Genomic DNA, 23944 nt, shown 5'->3' with positions numbered 1-23944 from the left:
CTCGTCGGGCCACCGTGTCCCGTACGTCACGCGTCGCGCGTCCGGACAAGAGGTCGCGTCGGGAAGGCACTGGATGAACCGCACGACGAGCACGACGAGCCACCCCACGGGCCCCGGCCCGGCCCGGAGGGCCGCCGTCCGGCTGGCCCTCCACCTCTGGCGGCGCCGCCGCCGGAAGATCACCTTCCTGCTGCACAACGCGTACGCCATCGGCGGCACCGTCCGCACCACCTTCAACCTCGCCGCCGCGCTCGCCGACGACCACGACGTGGAGATCGTCTCCATGTCCCGGCACCGGGACACCCCCCGCTTCGACCTCGACCCGCGCGTCCGCCTCGTCCCGCTGGTGGACACCCGCCCCGGCAGCCCCGACCTGGACGACCCCGCCTACGCGCAACCCGCCGAGGACTTCCCCACCGCCGAGAAGCGGCACAAGCAGTACTCCCGCCTCACCGACCTGCGCGTCCGCGCCCACCTCGAACGGTGCGACGCCGACGTGATCATCGGCACCCGGCCCGGCATCAACGTCTACCTCGCCCGCTTCGGCCCCCGCCGCGCGCTGCGCATCGCCCAGGAACACCTGCGGCACGACGCGCACGGCAAGCGGCTGCGCGCCGAGCTCGCCCGCCACTACCGGTCCATGGACGCGGTGGTGACGATGACCGAGGCCGACGCGCGGGTCTACCGCAGGCGGATGCCGCTGCCGGGGGTACGGGTGGTGTCGGTGCCGAACATCGTGCCGCCGGTGGACGTCCCGCCGTCCGACGGCACCTCGAAGGTGATCGCGGCGGCCGGCCGGCTCGCCCCCGGCAAACGCTTCGACCTGCTGCTGGAGGCGTTCGCGACGGTCGCGGCCAAGGAACCCGACTGGCACTTGCGCATCTACGGCGGCGGCAACGCGAAGGAGGGGCTGGAGGCGTTGATCGACGAACTCGGCCTCGCGGGCCGGGCCCGGCTGATGGGGCCCTGCACCCCCATCGAGGCGGAGTTCGCGAAGGCGTCCCTGGTGGTGAGCGCGTCGGACGCGGAGTCCTTCGGGATGACGCTGGTGGAGGCGATGCGCTGCGGGGTACCGGTGATCAGCACGGACTGCCCGCTGGGGCCCGCCGAAATCGTCACGGACGGCGTCGACGGCCGCCTCGTCCCCGTCGACGACGCCCCCGCCCTCGCCGACGCGATCCTCGACCTCATCGCCGACGACGCCCTGCGCCACGGCATGGCAGCGGCAGCCCTGCGAAGCGCCCACCGCTACGACCCCGCCCCCATCACGACCCGCTACGACCACCTGTTCGCCACGCTGCGCATGACACGGGCACTCCGCGCCTGCCGCCGAAGCACGCGGTAGTGGGGGCGCCCCGAAAGGGGCGCGGGACTGTGTCCGACCTGCGGAGCCACCGCGCCCCGTAAGGGGCGCGGGGAACTGCGCGACCAGCCACATCCCACCCGCACCCGCCCACACACCCCACCCACCCGAGCTCTCCCGCGCACTCCCCACCCACCCCCACTCCCCCCCCACGGGGGGCCTGGGGGCAGAGCCCCCAGGTCAAGGACGCCTACCCCCGCAACGCCGCCAACCGCTCGGCGAACGGCACGACAACCTCCGCCGCATCCGCCACCACCGCCCGCCGACGCGGCTCGACACCCTTCAGCAGCCCGGCCAGCTCCCCCGCCGCCCTCTCGATCCGCTCCGCCAGCCCGTCCGCCCCCCAGTCCTCCGACGCCGCGTACACGCCCGTCGGCACCACCACCGCCCGCAGATACGCGAACAACGGCCGCATCGCATGCTCCAGCACCAACGAATGCCGGGCCGACCCCCCGGTCGCCCCCATCAGCACCGGCTTCCCCGCCAGCGCGTCCTTCTCCAGCACATCGAAGAACGACTTGAACAGCCCGCTGTACGACGCCGAGAACACCGGCGTCACCACGATCAGCGCGTCCGCCCCCGTCACCGCGTCCAGCGCCGAGGCCAGCGCCCGTCCAGGGAACCCGTTGGTGAAGTGGTGCGCGATCTCGACGGCGAGCTCACGCAACTCGACCACTCGGACATCGACACGCCCGGCCCCGGAGCCGGCCCCCGCACTGGCCCCGGCCCCGGCCCCAGCCCGGGCCTCCGACACCTCCCGCACCACCGCCGCGGCCAACCGATCCCCCAGCAACCGCGTGGACGACGGCACACTCAGCCCCGCCGAAACGACCACGACCCGCAGGGCACCCTCGGTCACCGCACCCTCGCCGCTCATACCGCGCTCACCCCGTCCACCGTCTCGTCCCGCCCCGCGTCCTTGGCCGCCGCCACCAGCCCCGCGTGGTTCGGCGCGTCCGGCACCCCGGCGGCCCGCCGCGCCGCGAACTCCTTGCGCAGCACCGGCACGACCTCCTCACCGAGCATGTCCAACTGCTCGAGCACCGTCTTCAGCGGCAGCCCCGCGTGGTCCATGAGGAACAGCTGACGCTGGTAGTCGCCCGCGTACTCGCGGAAGCCCAGCGTCTTCTCGATCACCTGCTGCGGCGAGCCCACGGTCAGCGGCGTCTGCTCGGTGAAGTCCTCCAGCGACGGTCCGTGCCCGTACACCGGCGCGTTGTCGAAGTACGGCCGGAACTCCCGCACCGCGTCCTGGGAGTTCCGCCGCATGAACACCTGACCGCCCAGCCCCACGATCGCCTGCTCGGCACTCCCGTGCCCGTAGTGGGCGTACCGGCTCCGGTACAGCTCGACCATCCGCTTGGTGTGGTCGGCGGGCCAGAAGATGTTGTTGTGGAAGAAGCCGTCGCCGTAGTACGCGGCCTGCTCGGCGATCTCCGGGGAGCGGATGGAGCCGTGCCAGACGAACGGCGGCACGCCGTCCAGCGGGCGCGGGGTGGAGGTGAAGCCCTGCAAGGGGGTGCGGAACGTGCCCTCCCAGTCGACGACGTCCTCGCGCCACAGCCGGTGCAGGAGGGCGTAGTTCTCCACCGCGAGGTTGATGCCCTGGCGTATGTCCTGGCCGAACCAGGGATAGACCGGGCCGGTGTTGCCGCGCCCCATCATCAGGTCCACCCGGCCGTCGGCCAGGTGCTGGAGCATCGCGAAGTCCTCGGCGATCTTCACCGGGTCGTTGGTGGTGATCAGGGTGGTGGAGGTGGAGAGGATCAGCCGCTCGGTGCGGGCCGCGACGTAGCCGAGCATGGTCGTCGGCGACGAGGGCACGAAGGGCGGGTTGTGGTGCTCGCCGGTCGCGAAGACGTCGAGCCCGACCTCCTCCGCCTTCAGCGCGATGGCGACCATGGCCTTGATGCGCTCGCGCTCGGTCGGCGTGCGCCCCGTGGTCGGGTCGGGCGTGACATCCCCGACGCTGAAGATCCCGAACTGCATGGCCGCTCACCCTCCAAATTGTTGACGGTTCAACTATACCCTGCCAACGATGCCCCCGCCCCGCCTATTCCACCCACCCCCGCGCGCCCGGACCACCCCGCATCCCCGCAAGCCGGGCCACCTATCCTGACGACCAGACCCCCAGCCACTCCCCCCACGGACGCACCGCCACTCATCCCCCTCTCCACCCACACCGCGCAGGAGCACCCATGACCTCCACCGCCTCCCGCATCGCCGTCGTCACCGGCGCGAGCAGTGGGATCGGTGCCGCGACGGCCCGGCAGCTGGCCGCCGCCGGCTACCGCGTCGTCCTCACCGCCCGCCGCAAGGACCGCATCGAGGCGCTCGCCGCGGAACTGACCGCGGCCGGCCACTCCGCGACGGCGTACGCGCTGGACGTCACCGACCGCGCGGCGGTGGACGAGTTCGCCACCGCCTTCCCCACCCTCGGCCTCCTGGTCAACAACGCGGGCGGCGCCCTCGGCGCGGACCCGGTCGCCACCGGCGACCCCGAGGAGTGGCGCCGGATGTACGAGACGAACGTCCTCGGCACCCTGCACATGACCCAGGCCATGCTCCCCGCGCTCACCGCGAGCGGCGACGGCACGGTGGTCGTCGTCTCCTCCACGGCCGGCCACGGCACGTACGAGGGCGGCGCGGGCTACGTCGCCGCCAAGCACGGCGAGCACGTGCTCGCCGAGACGCTGCGCCTGGAGATCGTCGGCACCCCGGTCCGGGTGATCGAGGTCGCCCCCGGCATGGTGAAGACCGACGAGTTCGCCCTGACCCGCTTCGCGGGCGACGAGACGAAGGCCGCGAAGGTCTACGAGGGCGTCGCCGAACCCCTCACCGCCGACGACGTCGCCGACACGATCACCTGGGCCGTCACCCGCCCCTCCCACGTCAACATCGACCTCCTCGTCGTCCGCCCCCGCGCCCAGGCCTCCAACACGAAGGTCCACCGAGAGCGGTGACGCCGAGCGGCCCGCGGCCCCCGGAGAGGGGAGCCGCGGGCCGCGATCGGTCCGTGCGCCGGTGTGCGTCAGCCCTTGACGCACACCACCTGCTTCAGCTTGGCCACGACCTCCACCAGGTCGCGCTGCTGGTCGATGACTTGCTCGATCGGCTTGTAGGCGCCAGGGATCTCGTCCACGACACCGGAGTCCTTGCGGCACTCCACGCCCCGCGTCTGGTCCTCCAGGTCCTTCGTCGAGAAGCGGCGCTTCGCCGCGTTGCGGCTCATCCGCCGACCCGCGCCGTGCGACGCCGAGTTGAACGCGGCCGCGTTCCCGAGGCCCTTGACGATGTACGAGCCCGTCCCCATCGAGCCCGGGATGATCCCGTACTCGCCGGAGCCCGCCCGGATCGCTCCCTTGCGGGTGACCAGCAGGTCCATGCCCTCGTACCGCTCCTCCGCCACGTAGTTGTGGTGGCAGGAGATCTCCGGCTCGAAGGTGGGCCGCGCCTTCCTGAACTCCTTGCGGACGACGTCCTTCAGCAGGGCCATCATCAGCGTGCGGTTGTACTTCGCGTACTCCTGCGCCCAGAACAGGTCGTTGCGGTACGCCGCCATCTGCGGAGTGTCCGCGACGAAGACGGCGAGGTCGCGGTCGACCAGGCCCTGGTTATGCGGCAGCTTCTGGGCCACGCCGATGTGGTGCTCCGCCAGTTCCTTGCCGATGTTCCGGGATCCGGAGTGGAGCATGAGCCAGACGGAACCGGTCGAATCAGTACAAACTTCAATGAAGTGGTTTCCGCCACCGAGCGTTCCCATCTGCTTCGTGGCACGCTCCTGACGGAATCTGACCGCCTCCGCGACACCCCCGAACCGCCCCCAGAACCCCTGCCACCCCGCCGTCGCCAGGCCGTGGAAGTGGCCGGGGTCGATCGGGTCGTCGTGCATGCCGCGGCCGACCGGGATGGACTGTTCGATCTTGGAGCGGAGGCGGGAGAGGTCGCCGGGGAGGTCGTTCGCCGTCAGGGACGTCTTCACCGCGGACATGCCGCAGCCGATGTCCACACCCACCGCCGCCGGGCAGACCGCCCCCTGCATCGCGATCACCGAACCGACCGTCGCGCCCTTGCCGTAGTGCACGTCCGGCATCACGGCCAGGCCCTTGATCCACGGCAGCGTCGAGACGTTGCGCAGTTGCTGCATCGCCACGTCCTCGACCCCCGCCGGATCGGTCCACATGCGGATCGGGACCTTCGCGCCCGGTACCTCCACGTACGACATGCCGTCCTCATTCCCCGTAAAACACAACAGAAGTATCGAAGCGCAAAAACCGTCGCCAAGGTCGGCGTAGCGGACAGCGGACCGGCGTCCACGGCAGCGCGTGCGATAGACATTGTCCCCAGGGGCACCTACCGCGCGGCAACCGAATAACCGCAGGGCACGCCCCGCCCCCGCCCGCCGGACCCGGCCCGGGGAACCCGACGAGAGGAGCCTGAACCGTGCAGCGGAAGGCGTACGTCCCGGCCGCCGTCGCGCTCCTCGCGGCGCTCCTCGCCGCGTGCACCGGCGGCTCCGGCGACGGCTCGGCCCAGGACGACAAGGCCGGCAGCTCCGCCACCTCCACCCCGGTCGCCCAGCCCGGCAAGTACAGCACCCTCTCCGACGCCTGCACCGCGCCCGACCAGGACCAGCTCGAGGCGCTGCTGCCCGGTCTGAAGCAGCTGACGGACGAGGAGCAGCGCGAGAAGGCGTACGACGGCACCGCGACCCTCACCTACGACAACGACCGCCGCTCGGGCTGCCGTTGGAAGGCGGAGTCGGACTCCGCCTCGGACCAGCTGTACATCGACTTCGAGCGGGTCGTGTCCTACGACTCCTCGGTCAGCGACGACGACAGCGCGGCGCGGGTGTTCGGCGAGAAGGAGGACGCGGCGGACATCCCGGAGGGGGGCGCCTCCACCTCCGTCGCCCCGTCCCGTACGGCGTCCCCCTCGCACTCGAAGGACGCGAAGGACGCCAAGGAGACAAAGGGCGCGAAGGGCTCCGAGGGTTCGGACGCCTCCGCGTCCGCCGGCCCCTCCTCCGACGCCTCCGCCTCGGCCACCGTCCAGCCGCGCGCGCTCGACGGTCTGGGCGACGAAGCGTTCCTCGACGACGAGATGAGCCCCACCCAGCAGCGCACGGTGACTGTGGTGTTCCGCACGTCCAACGTGCTCGTGACGGTCCAGTACGAGGAGCAGCCGACGCGTACCGGCACGGTCGCGGGCAGCGCGGAAATGCAGGACAGGGCCCAGATTCTGGCGCGGCAACTGGCCGACTCCTTCGAGGGTTAGCCGCCCCCCGGCGGTCGTCGGGGCGCGGGGAGGAAGCACCCGAACCGGAACCGCGGGCTGTTCCCACCGCGTACCGTGGCCCCTCGGACCCGTCCGACCGCACGAAGCACAGAAGCGTCATGAGTGAAGGAACCATGCACCGACCTGCACAGCGAGACCGTCGAGAGCATTCGCCCGCGGACGGCGCGGGGCACGAGGGGCACGGCCCGCGGGGCGCACGGCGGCCCGGCAGGCTGCTCATGGGTGCGGCCGCCGTCGTCCCGGCGCTGCTGCTCGCCGCCGGCTGCTCCTCCGGCTCCTCGGACGACGGCGGCGGCGACGCCAAGAAGCCGGAGTCGAGCGCGACTCCGTCCGGCTCGGCGTCCCAGTCGGCGAACGCGGTGCGCGAGGCGGCGTACGCGAAGCTGCCGGAGCCGTGTGACGTGTTGCCGAAGAAGACCTTGGAGGACTTGGTCCCCAAGGGCGTGAAGTCTCCCAAGAAGGGCGGTTCCGACGACACGGACACCCGCTCGAACTGCTCCTGGGACAGCCTCGACGACAACGGGGTGAAGGGTTCGCAGTACCGCTGGCTCAACGTCGCCCTGCTGCGCTTCGACTCGGACGCCTCGCGGGGCGAGGGCGAGGCGCGGGCGAAGGAGTACTACACCAAGCAGCTCGGCGACGCGCAGGCGGCCGAGGGCGCGAAGAACACGAAGACGGAGCCGGTGCCGGGCACGGGCGACGAGGCGACGCTGGTGCGGTACGACGTGAAGAAGAAGGAGGGCACCTTCAAGCAGCAGACGGTCGTCACGCGCGTGGAGAACGTGGTCGTCACGCTCGACTACAACGGCGCGGGGCTGGCCGGCGACAGGACGCCGGACGCGGACGACCTGGTGAAGCTGGCGAAGAAGGCGGCGAAGGAGGCGGTGGCCTCGGTGACGTCCGCCAACGAGGGCGGCGGTTCGGGTGCGGACTCGGACTCGGGCGCCGATGCGTCGAAGTCACCGTCCAAGGACTCCAAGGACTCCAAGGACTCGGAAGACTCCAAGGACTCGAAGGAGACCAAGGGGGCGAAGGACTCGAAGTCGTCGCCCTCGGCCGGGGCCTCCCTCAAGTCGGGTGCCGACAGCTGAGGTTGTGCGCGGAGTTTCGTGGGCCCGGTCCGGCGCGGACCGGGCCCTTCGCGTATCGGTTCCCGGTCGCTTCCGGACCGGGCGTCCGTGCACCCGCACATGTGTGCCACTCTGTTCCGCGCAACAACACGCACAGGGAGGGGAGTCAGGGTGGCCGCGCCACTGAAGCTGACACGGATGCACCGGGTGCTCATCGGCGTGGTCGTCACCGGTGCCGTCATCATCGCCGGGATCGGCTTCGCGGGATCGTACGCGGCCGTGCGGGAACTGGCGCTCAAGAAGGGCTTCGGGAACTTCAGTTACGTCTTCCCGGTCGGCATCGACGCGGGCATCTGTGTGCTGCTCGCCCTGGACCTGCTGCTGACCTGGATCCGCATACCCTTCCCGTTGCTGCGCCAGACGGCGTGGGTGCTGACCGCGGCGACGATCGCGTTCAACGGCGCGGCGGCCTGGCCGGACCCGCTGGGCGTGGGCATGCACGCGGTGATCCCGGTGCTGTTCGTGGTGTCGGTGGAGGCGGCCCGGCACGCGGTCGGCCGGATCGCGGACATCACGGCCGACAAGCACATGGAGGGCGTGCGGCTGACCCGCTGGATGCTCTCGCCGCTGCCGACGTTCCTGCTGTGGCGGCGGATGAAGCTGTGGGAGCTGCGCTCCTACGAGCAGGTGATCAAGCTGGAGCAGGAGCGGCTGGTGTACCAGGCGCGGCTGCGCTCCCGCTTCGGCCGGGCGTGGCGGCGCAAGGCGCCGGTGGAGTCGCTGATGCCGCTGCGGCTCGCCCGGTACGGGGTGCCGCTCGCGCAGACGGCGCCGTCGGGGCTGGCGGCGGCGGGCATCGAGCCGGCGGTGCTGCCGCCGGTGTCGCCGGTGTCGCCGGCGTCGGCGGAGCCGGTGGCCGATGGCATGTCCACCGCCGGGGCGGCCCCGTCCGGCGGTCACCGGCCCGAGCTGGCGGGCGGCGCGGCGCAGGGCCCCGCCGGGCAGCCGGGGCCGCAGGGCTACGAGGCGTACGAGGGCCCCGGCGGCTTCGAGGGCTACGAGGAGCAGCTGCCGCCCGACGTCCAGGGCGGCCCCGGCGGCGAGCAGAGCCCGTGGTTCAAGCCGCCGCGGAACATCGACTACCAGGGGGGCTACGACCCGTCGTACGACCCCGCGTACGGGCCCGAGGACCAGTACGAGCAGTGGTACGAGGAGCAGCCGGCGGAGCAGTTCGAGGCGCCGGGGCCGGAGGACACGGGGAGCTTCCCGATTCCGGCGGGGCCGAACCGGACGCGGGAGCTGGGCGAGGGCGGGGGGACGCCCGCGCCGGAGCCGGATGAGGACTCCTACTACCAGGTCTTCAAGAAGTCGATCAACGGGAGTTACCCGACGCCGAGGGAGTTCGGGGACAACGTGGAGGCGGAGTTCGGCAGCCGGCTGCCGGGCGAGGAGGCCAAGCGCATGGTCACCCGCTTCACCAACCGCCACACGGCGGAACTGGAGGACGACCACATCGCCTGACGGCGGAGCCGAGAGGGTGCGTCGTCGGCTGACGGCCGGTGGGCTTCTCGCGCAGCTCCCCGCGCCCCTGTCAGGGGCGCGGGGAGGGGAGAGAACTACTCCCCCAGCAACGTCCGCACCCGCTCCTGCCCCACCGCCAGCAGCAGCGTCGGCAGCCGCGGCCCCGTGTCCCGCCCCACCAGCAGCTCGTACAGCAACGCGAAGAACGCCCGCTGCGCCGTCTTGATCTCCGCCGGCAGCTCCTTCGGCGTGGCGTCCGCCGAGAACCCCGCCTGCACCTTCGGCACTCCGTACACCAGATGCGTCAGCCCGTCCAGGGACCAGTTCGCCTCCAGCCCGTCCAGCAGCAGCCGCACCGACTGCCGCCCCCGCTCGTCGAGCGACTTCAGCCGCTCGGCATCGGGCTCGGTCCGGACGATCGTGCGCTGGTCGGCGGGGACGTGCGTGTTGATCCACGCCTCCGCCCGGTCGTACCGCGGCCGCGCCTCGTCCAGCGACCCCAGCGGATGCGCCGGGTCCAGTTCGGAGAGGATGCGCAGCGCCTGGTCCCGGTGCCCGGCGGTGACGTCGGCGACGGAGGCCAGCGTCCGGTACGGCAGCGGCCGCGGGGTGCGCGGCAGTTCACCGGTGGCGGTGCCCACGGCCCGGGTGTACGCGGCGACGTCCCCCGGCAGCGCGGACCCGTCGGCGACCTTCGCGGCCAGTTTGTCCCACTCGTCGTACAGCCGCTGGATCTCCTGGTCGAAGGCGATCTTGAAGGACTGGTTGGGGCGGCGGCGGGCGTAGAGCCAGCGCAGGAGCTGCGGCTCCATGATCTTCAGCGCGTCCGCCGGCGTGGGCACGCCGCCCTTCGAGGACGACATCTTGGCCATGCCGGAGATGCCGACGAAGGCGTACATCGGCCCGATCGGGCGTTCGCCGCCGAAGAGGGTGACGATCTGGCCGCCGACCTGGAACGAGGACCCCGGCGAGGAGTGGTCGACGCCGCTCGGCTCGAAGATCACGCCCTCGTAGGCCCAGCGCATCGGCCAGTCGACCTTCCACACCAGCTTGCCCCGGTCGAACTCGCTGAGCCGCACGGTCTCGGTGTGCCCGCACGCCGTGCAGGTGTACGACAGCTCGGTGGTGTCGTCGTCGTACGCGGTGACCGTCGTCAGGTCCTTCTCGCAGTTGCCGCAGTACGGCTTGTACGGGAAGTAGCCGGCGCTCCCGGAGCTGCCGTCGTCCTCGGCGGCGGCGCCGGAGCCCTCGGCGGCCTCCAGCTCGGCCTCGTCCACCGGCTTCTGCTGCTGCTTCTTGGCCGGGGCCTTCTTCGTGCGGTACTGGTCGAGGATGGCGTCGATGTCGCCGCGGTGCTTCATCGCGTGCAGGATCTGCGCGCGGTAGGCGCCGGAGGTGTACTGCGCCGTCTGGCTGATGCCGTCGAACTCGACGCCGAGGTCGGCCAGCGAGGCGGTCATCGCCGCCTTGAAGTGCTCGGCCCAGTTCGGGTACGAGGACCCGCGCGGCGCCGGCACCGAGGTGAGCGGCTTGCCGATGTGCTCGGCCCAGGACTCGTCGATGCCGGGAACGCCGGCCGGCACCTTGCGGTAGCGGTCGTAGTCGTCCCAGGAGATCAGGTGCCGGACCTCGTACCCCCGGCGGCGGATCTCGTCGGCGACCAGGTGCGGGGTCATGACCTCGCGCAGGTTGCCGAGGTGGATGGGGCCGGACGGGGAGAGTCCGGACGCGACGACGATGCCCGGAGCGGTAGCGACTGATGTGCCAGTGCCCGGTGCGCGGCGCTCCGACGATGCGATGACCTCGTCCGCGAAACGGGAGACCCAGTCGGTGGTCTCGGTGCTCTGAGCCACGTTCGGCACGTCCTCTTGATTTCTGGTCCTCTTGATGGGCGTCTCCATCTTCCCATCCCGACTCGCGACCGGGAAAACCGCTTTACCCCCCATGGGATACTGGGCGTGCCCATCCGATCCCTCGAGGAGAACGGCAACCCTTCCTATGACCTCGGTCACGCCCCTCAGCGACTCCGTCCAGCAGCAGCTCGCGTCCGCCCTCTCGGCCACCCGGCCGGAGGCCGCCGGTGCCGACCCGCTGCTGCGACGTAGTGACCGGGCGGACTACCAGGCCAACGGCATCCTCGCCCTGGCCAAGAAGGCGAAGGCCAACCCGCGGGAGCTGGCGACGGAGGTGGTCGCCCACCTCACGACCGGTGACGAGCTGATCAAGGAGGTCGAGGTCTCCGGACCCGGCTTCCTCAACATCACCGTCGCCGACCGGGCGATCACCGCCAACCTCGCCGCCCGGCTCGCGGACGGCGAGCGCCTCGGCGTGCCGCCGAAGCCGGACGCGGGCATCACGGTCGTCGACTACGCCCAGCCGAACGTGGCCAAGGAGATGCACGTCGGCCATCTGCGCTCCGCGGTCATCGGGGACGCCCTGCGCAACATGCTCGACTTCACCGGCGAGCGGACGATCGGCCGGCACCACATCGGCGACTGGGGCACCCAGTTCGGCATGCTCATCCAGTACCTGTTCGAGCACCCCGGTGAGCTGGCCCCGGCCGACGACGTCGACGGCGAGCAGGCCATGTCGAACCTGAACCGGGTCTACAAGGCCTCGCGCGCGCTCTTCGACGCGGACGAGGAGTTCAAGGAGCGGGCCCGCAAGCGGGTCGTCGCCCTGCAGTCCGGCGACAAGGAGACGCGCGAGCTGTGGCAGCAGTTCGTGGACGAGTCGAAGGTCTACTTCTACTCCGTCTTCGACAAGCTCGACATGGAGATCCGTGACGAGGAGATCGTCGGCGAGTCCGCGTACAACGACGGCATGCCCGAGACCGCCCGCCTCCTGGAGGAGATGGGCGTCGCGGTCCGCTCCGAGGGCGCGCTCGTGGTGTTCTTCGACGAGATCCGCGGCAAGGACGACCAGCCGGTCCCGCTGATCGTGCAGAAGGCCGACGGCGGCTTCGGCTACGCGGCCTCCGACCTGACCGCGATCCGCAACCGCGTCCAGGACCTGCACGCCACCACGCTGCTGTACGTCGTGGACGTCCGCCAGGCGCTGCACTTCCGGATGGTCTTCGAGACCGCCCGCCGGGCGGGCTGGCTCGGTGACGACGTCACCGCGCACAACATGGCCTACGGCACGGTCCTCGGCGCGGACGGCAAGCCCTTCAAGACGCGCGCGGGCGAGACCGTACGCCTGGAGGACCTGCTGGACGAGGCCGTGCAGCGGGCCGCGGAGGTCGTACGGGAGAAGGCGCGGGACCTCACCGAGGACGAGATCCGGGAGCGGGCCGCGCAGGTCGGCATCGGGGCCGTGAAGTACGCGGACCTGTCGACGTCGGCGAACCGCGACTACAAGTTCGACCTGGACCAGATGGTCTCGCTCAACGGCGACACCAGCGTCTACCTCCAGTACGCCTACGCCCGGATCCGGTCCATCCTCCGCAAGGCCGGCGAGGTCCGCCCCGCCGCCCACCCGGAGCTGGCGCTGCACGAGGCGGAGCGCGCGCTGGGCCTGCACCTGGACGCGTTCGGGGACACCGTCCTCGAGGCGGCCGCGGAGTACGCCCCGCACAAGCTGGCCGCGTATCTGTACCAGGCGGCGTCGCTGTACACGGCGTTCTACGACAAGTGCCCGGTGCTGAAGGCCGAGTCGTCGGCGCAGGTCGAGAACCGGCTCTTCCTGTGCGAGGTCACGGCGCGCACGCTGCACCGGGGCATGGCGCTGCTCGGCATCAGGACGCCCGAGCGGCTCTGAGGGGTACCGGGATTCCCGGGTTCCCGTATGCACGGAAAGGGGCGGCATCGCGACGGCGGTGCCGCCTCTTTCTGCGGGGCATGCGAGTACGGTCCGGACCGTCCGCGCAAGCGGTTCGGGAATGAACAACCCGGGAGAGTTACACAGCTCTTGTTCTCTGCATACGAACGCCGCCGGGGGTCGTAGGCTGCCGCGCATGTTCCCCACAGTGGACACATTCGACGAGCTGCAAGCGGTGCGCGCCGACGAGAAACTGACGCGGGCCGCCTGCCGGGAACTGGTGCACCAACTGGGGCTCTACGGAGCACCGGTGGTTCCGTTCGAGAACGGCTCCCTGCCGGTGTTCGCGGTCGGGGACGACATGGTGTTCAAGTTCTATCCGGGGTTCCAGGCCGCCAAGTCCTCCTTCGAGGCGGTCGTCCTCGACCATCTGTGGCGCCAACTGCCCGTCGAGACCCCGCGTCTGATCACCACGAACGAGCACGTGAACGGCTGGCGCTATGTGATGATGACGCGCCTGACCGGCATCGACATGGCCCGCGGCTGGCACCGGATCCCGCCGGCCGACAAGGACCGGCTGATCAGCGAGTCCGCCGAGGTCCTCGCCGCGCTGCACAAGATGGACATCACCCCGCTGAAGGGCGCGATCCCCCCGCTCGACTGGGACGAGTTCGTCGCGCAGCAGCGCGCGGACGCGATGAGGCGGCACAGCGCCAAGCAGGTGCCCCGGGTCTGGCTGGAGCAGATCCCCGACTTCCTGGACTCGGTACGGCTCCCGGCCACGGACGAACGCGTGCTGCTGCACACCGAGTTCATGCGCGAGCACCTGACCGTCGCACCCCGCGAGAACTGGCGCCTGACGGGCCTGTTCGACTTCGAGACGGCGCTGATCGGCGACCCGGTGTACGACTTCGCCAGCGTCGGCGCGTTCGTGACGTACGGGCAGCCGCGGCAGATGCGGCGCTTCTTCCGGGCGTACGGGCGCGAACCGTTCGATCCGGACCAGATGCTGGCGTACCTGCTCCTGCACCTGTACTGCGACCTGCCGTTCCACTTCCGCGAGCTCCCGACTCCTGCGGAACCGCGCCTCGATGTGCTGGCGGAGACGTGGTTCGGGACGGGTGGGTGACTCTTGCTCGACGGCTGCGGGCCGGTGGGGGCCGGTCGCGTCCCTCAGTCCTCGTTCTCCACCCGCTCCCACCCCCCGTCCCCCGTCAGGGCGTACGCGTAGTACGACTTCTCCCCCGCACTCGTACGGAACGGCTGCCCATGGTTGTCGATCCGGATCGTCCCCTTGCGGCTCCCGCTGGACCAGTCCATCTCCAGGTACCAGCGGACGTCATGCCCGCTGGTGTGCGCGTTGACGTAGAAGACCTCGGGGTCGGACTCGCTCACCCGGTACGGGAAGTTCCGCTGCCCCCCGATCGGCATGGCCAGCGGGTTGCCCTGGTCGAGCGAGACGTCGAAGGACTTCGTGTTCACGGTGCCGCCGCAGCCGACGCCCATCGCATACCTGGACCAGTTGAGCGGCGCGTTGCTGCTCACCACCCGCACATGCAGTTCCCGCAGCACCACGGTCTCCTGGCCGGTGCCCTGCACGGTGAGCGCGACCATCTGGCTGTCGGCGGCGACCCCGTCGAACGGGGTGACCCAGCCGACCACGTTCTGCTGGGCCGGCGGCGGCGGAACGTTCTCCGGCTTGCGGTCCAGCAGGAAGTGCTGTTCGCAGGGCGCGTCCCAGTAGTACGGATTGGTGGTCACGGCCAGCGGTACGCCGCCGGAGGTCCCGGAACCGTTCGCGCCGCCGGCGCGTGAGGACGTGGCCTTCGGAGTCGCCGTGCGCTTGGTGGACGCGGTCGGCGAGGGCGAGGCGCTCGCGCTCCTGGACGCCTTGCGGGTGGCGTGCGAGGCGGAGGCGGAGGAGTCGGCGGAGACGGTGGCCGCGGCTCCCTTCGTCGCGCCGGTCCCGCGCTCGCCGTCGCCCGGCAGCAGGCTGACGAGCAGCGCCACGGTGGCGACGGCGACGGCCCCGCCCCCGGCGAGCACCGCGGTCCGCCGCGGGCGGCGGGGTGCGGAGGGGGTGAGGGAGGTGACGGGGTCCTGGAGATCGGAGACACCGGACTCCGCGGACTCGGAACCAGTCGGAGCGTGCGACGCCTCCGATGCCGCCGGACCGGCCGGTGCCCCCGAACCCGCCGAAGCCGCCGGCGCCTTCGAGTCCGTCGGCGCATCCGCGGCCTCCGAAGCCTCCGGTGCCGCCGAGGCCACCGAACCCGCCGCCTCCGGAGCCTCACTCGCCCCCGTCCCCGTCCCCGCCGCCGGCTCCCCCTTGACCCCCCGCAACGCATCCGCCCGCACCCACCGCCGGTGCAGTTCGAGGAGTTCGTCGGGTGTGGCCCGGCACAGTCGGGCGAGGCGTTCGACGGGTGCGTACTCCACGGGTACGACGTCCCCGTTGACGTACCGGTGGAGCGTCGAGGCACTCATGTGCAGCCGCTTGCCCAGCACCCCGTAGCTGAGCCCCGAACGCTCCTTCAGCGTCCGCAGCAGTTCGGCGAAATCATCCCCCGCCACCGTTTCTCCCTCTCCCCGCGTCCCGGACGCGCATTCCAGCTGGTTGTCGTTTCCCCAGGTCAGGGCCGTTCTCAGCGTTCCATTGTCCCGTATCCCCCGGCGGCTGTGGCGACTGGGACGGCTGCTGACCCAAGCTGTGGTCATCCAAGCACGCCGCTCCCGGCAACCGGTCGAGTGGCACCCCATTCCCCGCTTTCTGCAAGGAGTTCAGCCATGTCCGCTCGCACGGCTCGTACCGCCCGCACCGCCTCCCGCGCCTCCTTCCGCACCCCCCGCACCCGTCTGCTGGCGGCCGCCACGATCGCGGTGGCCGCGTTCGCCCTGACGGCCTGCGAGGACGGCACGGGTACGGAGACCAGCTCGCTCGGCTCCACCTCGGCGGGCACCTCGGCGGCCGGTTCCGCCTCCAAGGACGCCTCGTCGGCCGGCACGGCCGAGTCCGGTTCCGGCTCCGGTTCCGGCGCCGCGAAGGGCGGCACGAACACCGGGAGCGACACGAACGCCGGCGGCGGCGGTTCCAAGGCCTCCGGTTCGCAGGGGTCCGGCAAGCAGAGCTCCGCCGGGCAGAGCGCCGGCAAGGAGGACTCGGGGAAGCCGGGCAAGTGCACCGCGTCCACCGTGCGGTTCACCGCGACGGTGGTGAGCCGCCCCGTCAACCACATGCTGCTGACCGCCACCAACCACGGTGCGAAGTCCTGCGTCCTGCCCGCCTACCCGATGGCGAGGTTCGGCGAGGCGCAGTCCGTGCCGCCGGTCATGGACGCCTCGCGTCCGCAGTCGACGGTGGTGCTGTCCCCGGGCGGCTCCGGGTACGCGGGGGTCCTGCTGTCGGCCGCCGACGGCAGCGGCTCGAACGGCTACACCGCGAAGACCCTGACCGTCCCGTTCGACGACGACTCGGTGGGCAGCGCGGCCCTGCCGTCGGGCGGCGTCCACGTGGACGACTCGCTGAAGGTGACGTACTGGCAGAGCGGCATGGACGACGCCCTGGCGTACTGAGAGCTCTGAGGTAGTGAGCGCTCCGGCGTACTGAGGCGCAGCCCCGCACAGGCGCGGCCGTCCCGACGGGGACGGACCGCGCCTCAGCGCAGCCGGTGGGCGACCTCGACCGCCCAGTACGTCAGGATGTTCCGCGCCCCGGCGCGCCGGATGCCGAGCAGGGACTCCATGATCGCCGCGTCCCGGTCGATCCAGCCCTTCTCCGCGGCGGCCTCGATCATCGAGTACTCGCCGGAGATCTGGTACGCCGCCACGGGCACGTCGACGGCCTCGGCGAACCGCGCGAGGATGTCGAGGTAGGGCCCGGCCGGCTTGACCATGACCATGTCGGCGCCCTCCTCCAGGTCGAGCGCCAGCTCCCGCAGGGACTCGCCGATGTTCGCGGGGTCCTGCTGGTAGGTCTTGCGGTCGCCCTTGAGGGAGGAACCCACCGCCTCGCGGAAGGGGCCGTAGAAGGCGGAGGAGTACTTGGCGGTGTAGGCGAGGATGGAGACGTCCTCGCGGCCGATCTGGTCCAGGGCGTCGCGGATGACGCCGATCTGTCCGTCCATCATGCCGCTGGGGCCCACGACGTGGGCGCCGGCGTCGGCCTGGACCTGAGCCATCTCGGCGTAGCGCTCGAGCGTGGCGTCGTTGTCGACGCGGCCCTCGGCGTCGAGGACGCCGCAGTGGCCGTGGTCGGTGAACTCGTCCAGGCACAGGTCGGACATGACGATCAGCTCGTCCCCGACCTCGGCGCGGACGTCGCGCAGGGCGACCTGGAGGATGCCGTCGGGGTCGGTGCCGGCGGTGCCGCAGGCGTCCTTCTTCTCCTCCTCGGGCACGCCGAACAGCATGATCCCGGAGATCCCGGCCTCCACGGCCTCGACCGCGGCCTTGCGCAGGCTGTCCCGGGTGTGCTGCACGACTCCGGGCATCGCCCGGACGGGCACGGGCTCCCCGACGCCCTCGCGCACGAAGGCGGGGAGGATCAGGTCGGCCGGGTGCAGCCGGGTCTCGGCGACCATGCGGCGCATGGCCGGGGTGGTACGCAGACGCCGGGGCCGCGTACCCGGAAAGGATCCGTACGTCGTCATACCATCCACGCTACGCCTGCGGGAGACATGCCTTTGCCGACGCGGAGTCGGGCGGGGGCGCCCCTCGCGGCGGGGGCGCCTCCGCCGCGAGGGGGCGCCTCCGCCGTGGGGGGGGGCGCCTCCGCCGTGGGAGGGCGCCGGCGCCGTGGGGGGGCGCCTGCGTGACCGCAGCGGGCCCTGGTCACCCGGTCAGATCTCGAGCTCCGCCTCCAGCCGCTTCAGCCCGTGCCGGGCGAGCGCCAGGTTGCCGCGCGACCGGTCCAGCGCGAGGTACAGGAACAGCGAGCCGCCGGCGCTGGTGAGCGGCCGGATCAGGTGGTACTGCCCGCTGAGCGTGATGAGGATGTCCTCGATCTCGTCGCTCAGCCCGAGCGAGGCCAGCGTGCGCTGCTTGGCCCGGACGACCTCGGTGTTGCCGGCCGCCGCCAGCTCCAGGTCGAGGTGGGGCCCGCCGCCGAGGGAGCCCAGCGCCATGCCGCTCTCGTAGTCGACGACGGCGACGCCCAGGGCCCCGTCGATGGCCATGGCTTCCTTGAGCGCTGTCTCGATGTTCACGCCGGTGCCCTCGTTCCCTTGCCTGTCGGGTCAAAGTCACTTCATAGGCGGACTCCTGGTGACTTTTGTGGGTCAACTCGGAGTCATCGCGGTGTCCGCTGAAGCATCATTTTTGACCGGTGTTGCGCTGGTTGGCTCATAAAGTACTGTGCTCGGCAGCACAACTGAAGGGGGGAGTCGATGAGTTCGCTCGACGCCGTGCTCGACGGGGTCCTGACGGCGCCCGGTGTCACCGGTGCGGTCCTCGTGGACGGGGTGACGGGCACGTCGTACGCCGCGCAGGGCGAGGCGGGCGCGGCCCAGGACGCCCACCGGATCGCCTCGCTCGCCGCCGTCCATCTCCACCGGGCGGGGTGCGAGGGGGAGGTGGAGAGCGTCGTCGTGACCACGAGAACCAGCCACCACGTGACGCTCCGGGTCCAGCGGCAGGGCGACCCACTGCTGCTGTCGGCCGTCCTCGACCGCGAACGGGTCGCGCTGGCCTGGGCGATGCGGGACCTGACCCGGCACGCGGAGACGCTGCTGGCATGAGCGAGCCGTCTCCCGACCGGGCGCACCGGCCCGGCTCCGCACCTCTCCCCCTGTCCGGCGCCCGGAACATCCCCGCCCTCCTCTCCGCCCTGCACGCGGAGAAACGCTCCTGCACGGTGGTGCTGTCCGGTGCGCCCGGCGGCGGGATCCATCTGCGCGACGGCCTCGTCGTCGCCGTCGAGACGCCCGGCGCGCCCGGCGTCGAGGCGCTGCTGCTGAGGTCGGGCCGGCTCACCGAGGAGGCGTGGGCGGAGGTCCGCGCCGCCGACCCCGCGCACGAGCGACTGCGCGAGGAACTCGTCACGCGCGGACTGCTCGGTGCGGCGGAACTGGAGATCACGGGCCTCGCGGCCCTCTACGACGCGGCCTTCGCGCTCTCGCTCACCAGCACCGTCGACTGGGAGGTGACCGGGGAACGGCCGCTGCTGCACACGGGGGCCGGGGTGACGCCCGAGCGGCTCGTCGCCGAGACCTCGCGCCGCATCGGGATGCTGGCGATGGAGCCGGGCGCGACCGCACGGTTCGCCCGCGCACGTCCTCGGGCGACGGCGGGAGCGGGCGGGGGACCGGGAGCGGGCGGGGGAAGCCGTCTCCCGTCCCGGCTGCGCGAGGTCCTGACCGCGACGGACGGCCGCCGCACCCCGCGCGACCTGGCGTTCGCGCTGGGCCGCGGGCTGTTCGCGGTCATGCTCGACCTGCGCCGGCTCATCGCCCTGCACCTGGTCGAGGACCCGGGCGCACCGGTGGCCTCCGGCCGCCCGAGCACGGCCCCCCGCACCCCGGGCCCGGCCGCACCACGGCCCGCCGCCCCGGCCTCGACCCTGCCCCGCCGCAACCCCGGCCACCACCTCCCCGACCCGTCCGCCCCGCCTCCCGTACTGCCCTGACCTGCCCTCCTCCGCCGCAGCCCGCGCGCAACAGGAAGAAGCGACCCACCATGAGCGACCGCGTGACCAACCCGGCGAACGACCCGGTGAACGACCTCCTCGTCTCCCTGCGGGACAAGGTGATGGGCGTGTCCGAGAGCACCCTGGCGACGGTGGACGGCCTGGTCGTCGCCACCGACGCCGCCAAGACGCACCCCGAGTCGATGGCCGCCCTCGCCGCGGCCACGCTCTCCCTCGGCCACCGCCTGGCCGACCAGGGCGCCGCCGGCACCCTGCGCCAGATGACCGCCCAGTGCAGCACCGGCCACGTCATCGTCACCGCCGTCGGCACCCGCGCCCTCCTCGCCGTCGTCGCCGACGAGGGCCTGGACACGGCAGCCTTCCAACGCGAGATCCCGTCCGTGGTGGCATCCCTGAACACCATCCTGACGGCGGACACCCCGGCCTGACGGCCCGGCGCCCGCCTTCACCAACCGGCGGCGTCGGGTCGAAGGCCCGTCTGGGCGAGGCTCACGCCGCCTCACGCCGCACAAATGGCATCGTCCGTCCCCTTCTCCTCGAAGCGGCAGTCGCCGCAGCGGCCCGGCCGGGGCGCGCGGAAGACGCGGTCGCAGCCGGGGCAGTCCTGGAAGGGGTGGGGGCGGGGCGGGGGTTCCTCGCGGGTTACGGGCGCGCGGGGTGGGAGTGCCGGTGGGAGCAGTTCGTGGAGGCGGTGGGCGATCAGGGCGGCGGGGTTTCTGATGTCCGTCGGCAGGTTCGCGGTGAGGGTGCGGAGCACGGCCGTGGCGCTGAGCCCGCAGTCGAGCCAGGGCATGGCCGCGTCCGCGAGCCGGTCCACGTCCCGGAGGGACAGGACGAGCCGGTCGTCGATCCGGCGCAGCCGCGCGAGGAGCGTGACGGCCTCGCCGTGCCGCTCGCCGCGGCGGGGCGGTTCGACGGGCGAAGCGGTCGGGACGACCGGGGCGTCCTCGGGCCCAGAGAACTCTGGCCCCGGCCCAGGCCCAGGCTCCGGCTCGGGCGGGGTGGGGGCCGGTGGCGGCGGTGCCGCGTCCTGCCGCTCCTCCCTGGCCCGCGTGGCGGCCGGGGCGTTGAAGGCATACGTGCGCGTGACCACCCTGCCGCCCGGCGTACGTTCCCGTACCCGCCGCAGGTAGCCGTGGGTCTCCAACTCCCGCAGGGCGAAGGCGATACGGTCGCGGCTCTCGGGGAACCGGTCGGCGAGCGTACGGATGTCGACGGGGGTGCCGTCGGGCAGCGACAGGATGTACGTGGCGAGCCCGATCGCGAGCGCGGACAACTCGCGGTGCTGGGCGAGATGGTTGCCGATGATCGTGTACCGGTCGCGCTGGTACTCGCGGATGTGCGTGACACCGGAGTGGGTGGCGGTTCGCCGAACTCGGGTCGGTGAGCGTAGGGCAGAGATAGGCTTTTCAACAGCCATAGGGAAGAGACTCCTTCCTGCTTGGTCAGGCCCTCGCCCCGGGATGGCAGTCCCAGCGGGGGCCGACATATGTCGGCCGGATGGTCAGGCCCGAGACTGCCCGCCCCCACACCCCCCACGCCAGCCACACCAGCCGCTTTCACCCACCCGAGTGACATACAGCAGGTTTGGCAGGTGGGAAGGGTTCTTTCCCCCGCTTCTTTACTCCTTGACCACCCACCCCTCCACCCACCACACCACCGGGTCCCGCGTTTCCGGGCTCCGGTGAACCGGGGTCCACGCCGGGGTTCGTCACCGCGCGGGGCGAAGGCGTCCGGCCGGTGCCAGAGGTGGCGCGGGTCAGTCCGATACCCCCGCCGACGTCTCCCCCCGTCAGCGGCCCGCGTGGCCCCACCAGCCGCCGTTCCGCTGTGTGACCTGCGCGGCGACCCGCTGGATGGACTTGACGGCAATGTCCTTGCGGTCGACGTAGATGTAGTGACCGCTGCCCTCCGCCTTGTGGACCGTCGCGCGGCCGGAGACCGCCGCCCACGCGTACTGGCCCTTCGTCCAGTCCGCCTCCAACTGCGGGCCGTACGTCGGGAACTCCGACAGGTACGGCTGCCCGTGCCGGATGACCTGCGTCGGGATCCAGCCCGCCGAGCGCACCCGGCCGTCCGGCACGACCAGGTTCTCCGGGTTCTGCCCCTGCATCACCGCGACCGTCTGCGCCCGCAGATCACCCGCGTCACCCGTGGCCGACTCCGGGATCGCCCGGGTCACATCCGCCGACGTCGTCGACGACGTCGCATCCAGCAGCACCAGGCCCTTGACCTTGTCCCGGTGATCGGGCGCATACCGCGCGGCGATCAGACCACCCAGCGAGTGGCCCGCCAGTACCACCGGGGAGTCACCCGCGACCCTGTTGATCACCCCGGTCAACACCCGCCCCGTGTCCGCCATGCTCTGCGGGCCCTCCGGCTTGTCACTCTTGCCCTCGCCCAGGCGGTCGTAGGAGCAGACCCGGTTCTTCTTGCTCAGGGTCTTCTGCAGGTCGGCCATCTTGTCCAGACCGTCCCCAAGGCCCGCCACCAACACCACCACCGGGCCCCGGCGCGACTGCCGGCCCTCGCAGGAGACGTTCACCGCGTGACCGCCGACGTTGATCTTCTTCTCGCCGACGAAGGCGTCCGCACGGTCGGCGGCGTGAACCGTGCGCGTCGTCCACGCCGCACTCGCCGCGTCCCGCACACCCAGCCCACCGTCCCCCTTGGCCTGTGCCACGCCGATGTACCCGAGACCGGCGGCGGCGGTGCAGCAGAGGGTGGCGACGGCGGTGGCCTTGAGCATGCGGTTCATGGGGTCCTCCAGACGGACAAGGAAGCGATCAGCGAACGGTGGACCCGTTCACCAGGCCCTCGGCCCAGTCCCTGCGGCCATGACTGAACGCTATGGATTTCCGCCGTCGGAATCGTCACCCCACCGTGGACACCTGCGCGTAGCTCCCCAGGGGGACAGGTATCAGGGACGTGGCCCCTCGCGGGACAGCCGGTTGGTGATCCGGTCGAACAGTTCGGTCAGCGGCTCGCCGACCTCGCGGCCGAACTCCGTCAGCCCGTACGTCACTTGGGGTGGCGTCGTCGGCTCGACCTTGCGCCAGACCAGTCCGTCCTGGACGAGCGTGCGCAGGGTCTGGGCGAGCATCTTCTCGCTGATGCCCTGGATGCTCTCGCGCAGCTCGTAGAAGCGGAGGTCGGTGTTCCGCAGGGAGATCAGCACCCAGACGCCCCATCTGCTGGTCACGTGGTCGACCATGTCCCGCGCGAGGCAGTCGGTGTGAAACACGTCATAGCGCCTGCCGGTCCCGGCCTGTCTGTCCTGCACGCCTTCCGCCATGTCATGAGCTTACCTCCAGGTATGCCCTTACAAAAAGTAAGCCTGCACTTCTAGCGTCCGGAGGACACCTCACACACGACCACAAGGAGCTGAACATGATCGTGGTGACCGGAGCCACCGGAAACATCGGACGGCCGTTGACGCGCGCGCTCGCCGAGGCGGGCGCGCAGGTGACGGCGGTCTCACGGCACCCGGCGGCGGTGCCGGACGGCGTCCGCCACATGGTGGCCGACCTCGCCGAGCCGGCCGGGCTCGGGCCCGCGCTGACCGGCGCGAAGTCGCTGTTCCTCCTGCTCTCCGGCGATCTGCACGCGACGGGGGCCAACCCCGCCGACCTCATCGCCGAAGCCGCGGCCCACGGGGTGCGCCGTATCGTCCTGCTCTCCACGCTCGGGGTGGTGACCAGGCCCTTCGGCACCACCCGGGTCGCGATGCGCGCGCTGGAGGACACCCTGTGCGAGTCCGGCCTGGAGTGGGCCGTCCTGCGGCCGGGCGGCTTCGCCTCCAACGCCCTGTGGTGGGCGGAATCCGTCCGCACCCGGCAGCTCGTCGCCGCGCCCTTCGGTGACGTCGGGGTGCCCGTCATCGACCCGGCGGACATCGCCGCGGTCGCGGCGGCCTGCCTGCTGGAGGACCGGCACACCGGCCGCGCCTACGCGCTGACCGGCCCGGAGGTGATCACTCCGCGCGAGCAGACCGCGGCCCTCGCCGCCGCGTTGGGCTCACCCGTCCACTTCCAGGAGCTCACCCGCGCCGAGGCCAAGGCCGCCATGTCGCAGGCCATGCCGCCGGAGCTCGCCGACGACACGCTGGACATCCTCGGCTCCCCGAGCCCGGCGGAGGTGGAGGTCAGCCCGGACGTCGAACGGGTACTGGGCCGCGCCCCGCACACCTTCGCGGACTGGGCCGCCCGCAACGTGGCCGCGTTCCGCTGAGCCCTGCCGACACGGCTGTGCCCCGCACCCGGACGAACCCGGGTACGGGGGCACAGCCGT

Annotated in this window: 22 protein-coding genes; 12 read left to right on the top strand and 10 right to left on the bottom strand. The window is 71.6% G+C overall.

The window, feature by feature from the left end:
* Window positions 1–73: 73 nt before the first annotated feature.
* Window positions 74–1345 carry a glycosyltransferase family 4 protein gene (locus tag OIE12_RS18635; RefSeq protein ID WP_329136781.1) on the top strand — a complete coding sequence of 424 codons (1272 nt, stop codon included), beginning with the start codon at window positions 74–76 and terminating at the stop codon, window positions 1343–1345.
* Window positions 1346–1553: 208 nt separating this feature from the next.
* Here OIE12_RS18635 and OIE12_RS18630 read toward each other — a convergent pair whose 3' ends face one another.
* Together OIE12_RS18630 and OIE12_RS18625 are read right to left on the bottom strand one after the other, a co-directional pair.
* Entirely contained in the window at window positions 1554–2207 is a 654-nt protein-coding gene (locus OIE12_RS18630) for an FMN reductase (RefSeq protein WP_329142034.1), read from the bottom strand.
* Window positions 2208–2236: 29 nt separating this feature from the next.
* Window positions 2237–3352, bottom strand: coding sequence for an LLM class flavin-dependent oxidoreductase (locus OIE12_RS18625; RefSeq protein ID WP_329136779.1), 1116 nt, complete (start codon window positions 3350–3352; stop codon window positions 2237–2239).
* Window positions 3353–3561: 209 nt separating this feature from the next.
* On the opposite strand from OIE12_RS18625, the gene OIE12_RS18620 reads away from it, so the two are divergent.
* Window positions 3562–4326, top strand: a complete 765-nt coding sequence (locus tag OIE12_RS18620; protein ID WP_329136777.1) for an SDR family oxidoreductase — start codon at window positions 3562–3564, stop codon at window positions 4324–4326.
* 68 nt (window positions 4327–4394) lie between these two features.
* Here the strand turns inward: OIE12_RS18620 and OIE12_RS18615 are convergent, their stop codons facing one another.
* A complete protein-coding gene (locus OIE12_RS18615; protein ID WP_329136775.1) occupies window positions 4395–5588 on the bottom strand; it encodes an RtcB family protein in 1194 nt (397 codons plus the stop codon).
* Window positions 5589–5806: 218 nt separating this feature from the next.
* On the opposite strand from OIE12_RS18615, the gene OIE12_RS18610 reads away from it, so the two are divergent.
* From OIE12_RS18610 to OIE12_RS18600, 3 genes are all read left to right on the top strand, one after another.
* Window positions 5807–6640, top strand: a complete 834-nt coding sequence (locus tag OIE12_RS18610; protein ID WP_329136773.1) for a DUF3558 domain-containing protein — start codon at window positions 5807–5809, stop codon at window positions 6638–6640.
* A gap of 134 nt (window positions 6641–6774) precedes the next feature.
* Entirely contained in the window at window positions 6775–7752 is a 978-nt protein-coding gene (locus tag OIE12_RS18605) for a DUF3558 family protein (protein WP_329136771.1), read from the top strand.
* Between the two features lie 177 nt (window positions 7753–7929).
* Complete coding sequence (locus tag OIE12_RS18600; protein ID WP_329142032.1) at window positions 7930–9252, top strand: DUF2637 domain-containing protein; 1323 nt, start codon at window positions 7930–7932, stop codon at window positions 9250–9252.
* Window positions 9253–9347: 95 nt separating this feature from the next.
* On the opposite strand, the gene lysS is transcribed toward OIE12_RS18600, so the two are convergent.
* Window positions 9348–11114 (bottom strand): lysine--tRNA ligase, encoded by a 1767-nt coding sequence (gene lysS / locus OIE12_RS18595; protein ID WP_329136769.1) that lies wholly within the window; start codon window positions 11112–11114, stop codon window positions 9348–9350.
* A 136-nt stretch (window positions 11115–11250) separates the two neighbouring features.
* Here lysS and argS point away from each other — a divergent pair, with 136 nt between their 5' ends.
* Entirely contained in the window at window positions 11251–13011 is a 1761-nt protein-coding gene (gene argS, locus OIE12_RS18590; protein WP_329136767.1) for an arginine--tRNA ligase, read from the top strand.
* A 196-nt stretch (window positions 13012–13207) separates the two neighbouring features.
* Complete coding sequence (locus OIE12_RS18585; protein ID WP_329136766.1) at window positions 13208–14140, top strand: phosphotransferase family protein; 933 nt, start codon at window positions 13208–13210, stop codon at window positions 14138–14140.
* A gap of 44 nt (window positions 14141–14184) precedes the next feature.
* On the opposite strand, the gene OIE12_RS18580 is transcribed toward OIE12_RS18585, so the two are convergent.
* Window positions 14185–15585 carry a helix-turn-helix domain-containing protein gene (locus OIE12_RS18580; RefSeq protein ID WP_329136765.1) on the bottom strand — a complete coding sequence of 467 codons (1401 nt, stop codon included), beginning with the start codon at window positions 15583–15585 and terminating at the stop codon, window positions 14185–14187.
* 213 nt (window positions 15586–15798) lie between these two features.
* Here OIE12_RS18580 and OIE12_RS18575 point away from each other — a divergent pair, with 213 nt between their 5' ends.
* Window positions 15799–16584 (top strand): DUF4232 domain-containing protein, encoded by a 786-nt coding sequence (locus OIE12_RS18575; RefSeq protein WP_329136764.1) that lies wholly within the window; start codon window positions 15799–15801, stop codon window positions 16582–16584.
* Window positions 16585–16667: 83 nt separating this feature from the next.
* Here OIE12_RS18575 and hemB read toward each other — a convergent pair whose 3' ends face one another.
* Window positions 16668–17660 (bottom strand): porphobilinogen synthase, encoded by a 993-nt coding sequence (hemB, locus tag OIE12_RS18570; protein WP_329136762.1) that lies wholly within the window; start codon window positions 17658–17660, stop codon window positions 16668–16670.
* Window positions 17661–17849: 189 nt separating this feature from the next.
* A complete protein-coding gene (locus tag OIE12_RS18565; protein WP_329136760.1) occupies window positions 17850–18215 on the bottom strand; it encodes a hypothetical protein in 366 nt (121 codons plus the stop codon).
* A 180-nt stretch (window positions 18216–18395) separates the two neighbouring features.
* On the opposite strand from OIE12_RS18565, the gene OIE12_RS18560 reads away from it, so the two are divergent.
* From OIE12_RS18560 to OIE12_RS18550, 3 genes are read left to right on the top strand one after another with little or no spacing between them, the layout of a single operon-like run.
* Complete coding sequence (locus tag OIE12_RS18560; protein WP_329136759.1) at window positions 18396–18746, top strand: hypothetical protein; 351 nt, start codon at window positions 18396–18398, stop codon at window positions 18744–18746.
* On the top strand, window positions 18743–19633 hold the full coding sequence (locus tag OIE12_RS18555) for a hypothetical protein (RefSeq protein WP_329136757.1): 891 nt from the start codon (window positions 18743–18745) through the stop codon (window positions 19631–19633). Before OIE12_RS18560 ends, OIE12_RS18555 begins: the two co-directional genes overlap by 4 nt.
* Before the next feature lie 50 nt (window positions 19634–19683).
* The gene (locus OIE12_RS18550; protein WP_329136755.1) at window positions 19684–20082 is read left to right on the top strand and encodes a roadblock/LC7 domain-containing protein; all 399 of its coding nucleotides are present in this window, start codon (window positions 19684–19686) and stop codon (window positions 20080–20082) included.
* 71 nt (window positions 20083–20153) lie between these two features.
* Here the strand turns inward: OIE12_RS18550 and OIE12_RS18545 are convergent, their stop codons facing one another.
* From OIE12_RS18545 to OIE12_RS18535, 3 genes are all read right to left on the bottom strand, one after another.
* The gene (locus tag OIE12_RS18545; RefSeq protein ID WP_329136752.1) at window positions 20154–21074 is read right to left on the bottom strand and encodes a helix-turn-helix domain-containing protein; all 921 of its coding nucleotides are present in this window, start codon (window positions 21072–21074) and stop codon (window positions 20154–20156) included.
* A gap of 372 nt (window positions 21075–21446) precedes the next feature.
* Entirely contained in the window at window positions 21447–22412 is a 966-nt protein-coding gene (locus OIE12_RS18540) for an alpha/beta fold hydrolase (RefSeq protein ID WP_329136750.1), read from the bottom strand.
* Window positions 22413–22574: 162 nt separating this feature from the next.
* Window positions 22575–22949, bottom strand: coding sequence for a winged helix-turn-helix transcriptional regulator (locus tag OIE12_RS18535; RefSeq protein ID WP_329136747.1), 375 nt, complete (start codon window positions 22947–22949; stop codon window positions 22575–22577).
* 95 nt (window positions 22950–23044) lie between these two features.
* On the opposite strand from OIE12_RS18535, the gene OIE12_RS18530 reads away from it, so the two are divergent.
* Window positions 23045–23884 carry an SDR family oxidoreductase gene (locus tag OIE12_RS18530; protein ID WP_329136745.1) on the top strand — a complete coding sequence of 280 codons (840 nt, stop codon included), beginning with the start codon at window positions 23045–23047 and terminating at the stop codon, window positions 23882–23884.
* Window positions 23885–23944 lie beyond the last annotated feature (60 nt).

Origin of the sequence: Streptomyces sp. NBC_00670, from assembly GCF_036226765.1 — a bacterium.
GTDB lineage: Bacteria > Actinomycetota > Actinomycetes > Streptomycetales > Streptomycetaceae > Streptomyces.
Note: the sequence above shows the minus strand (reverse complement) of the source record. Positions and strands in the feature narration are given on the sequence as shown.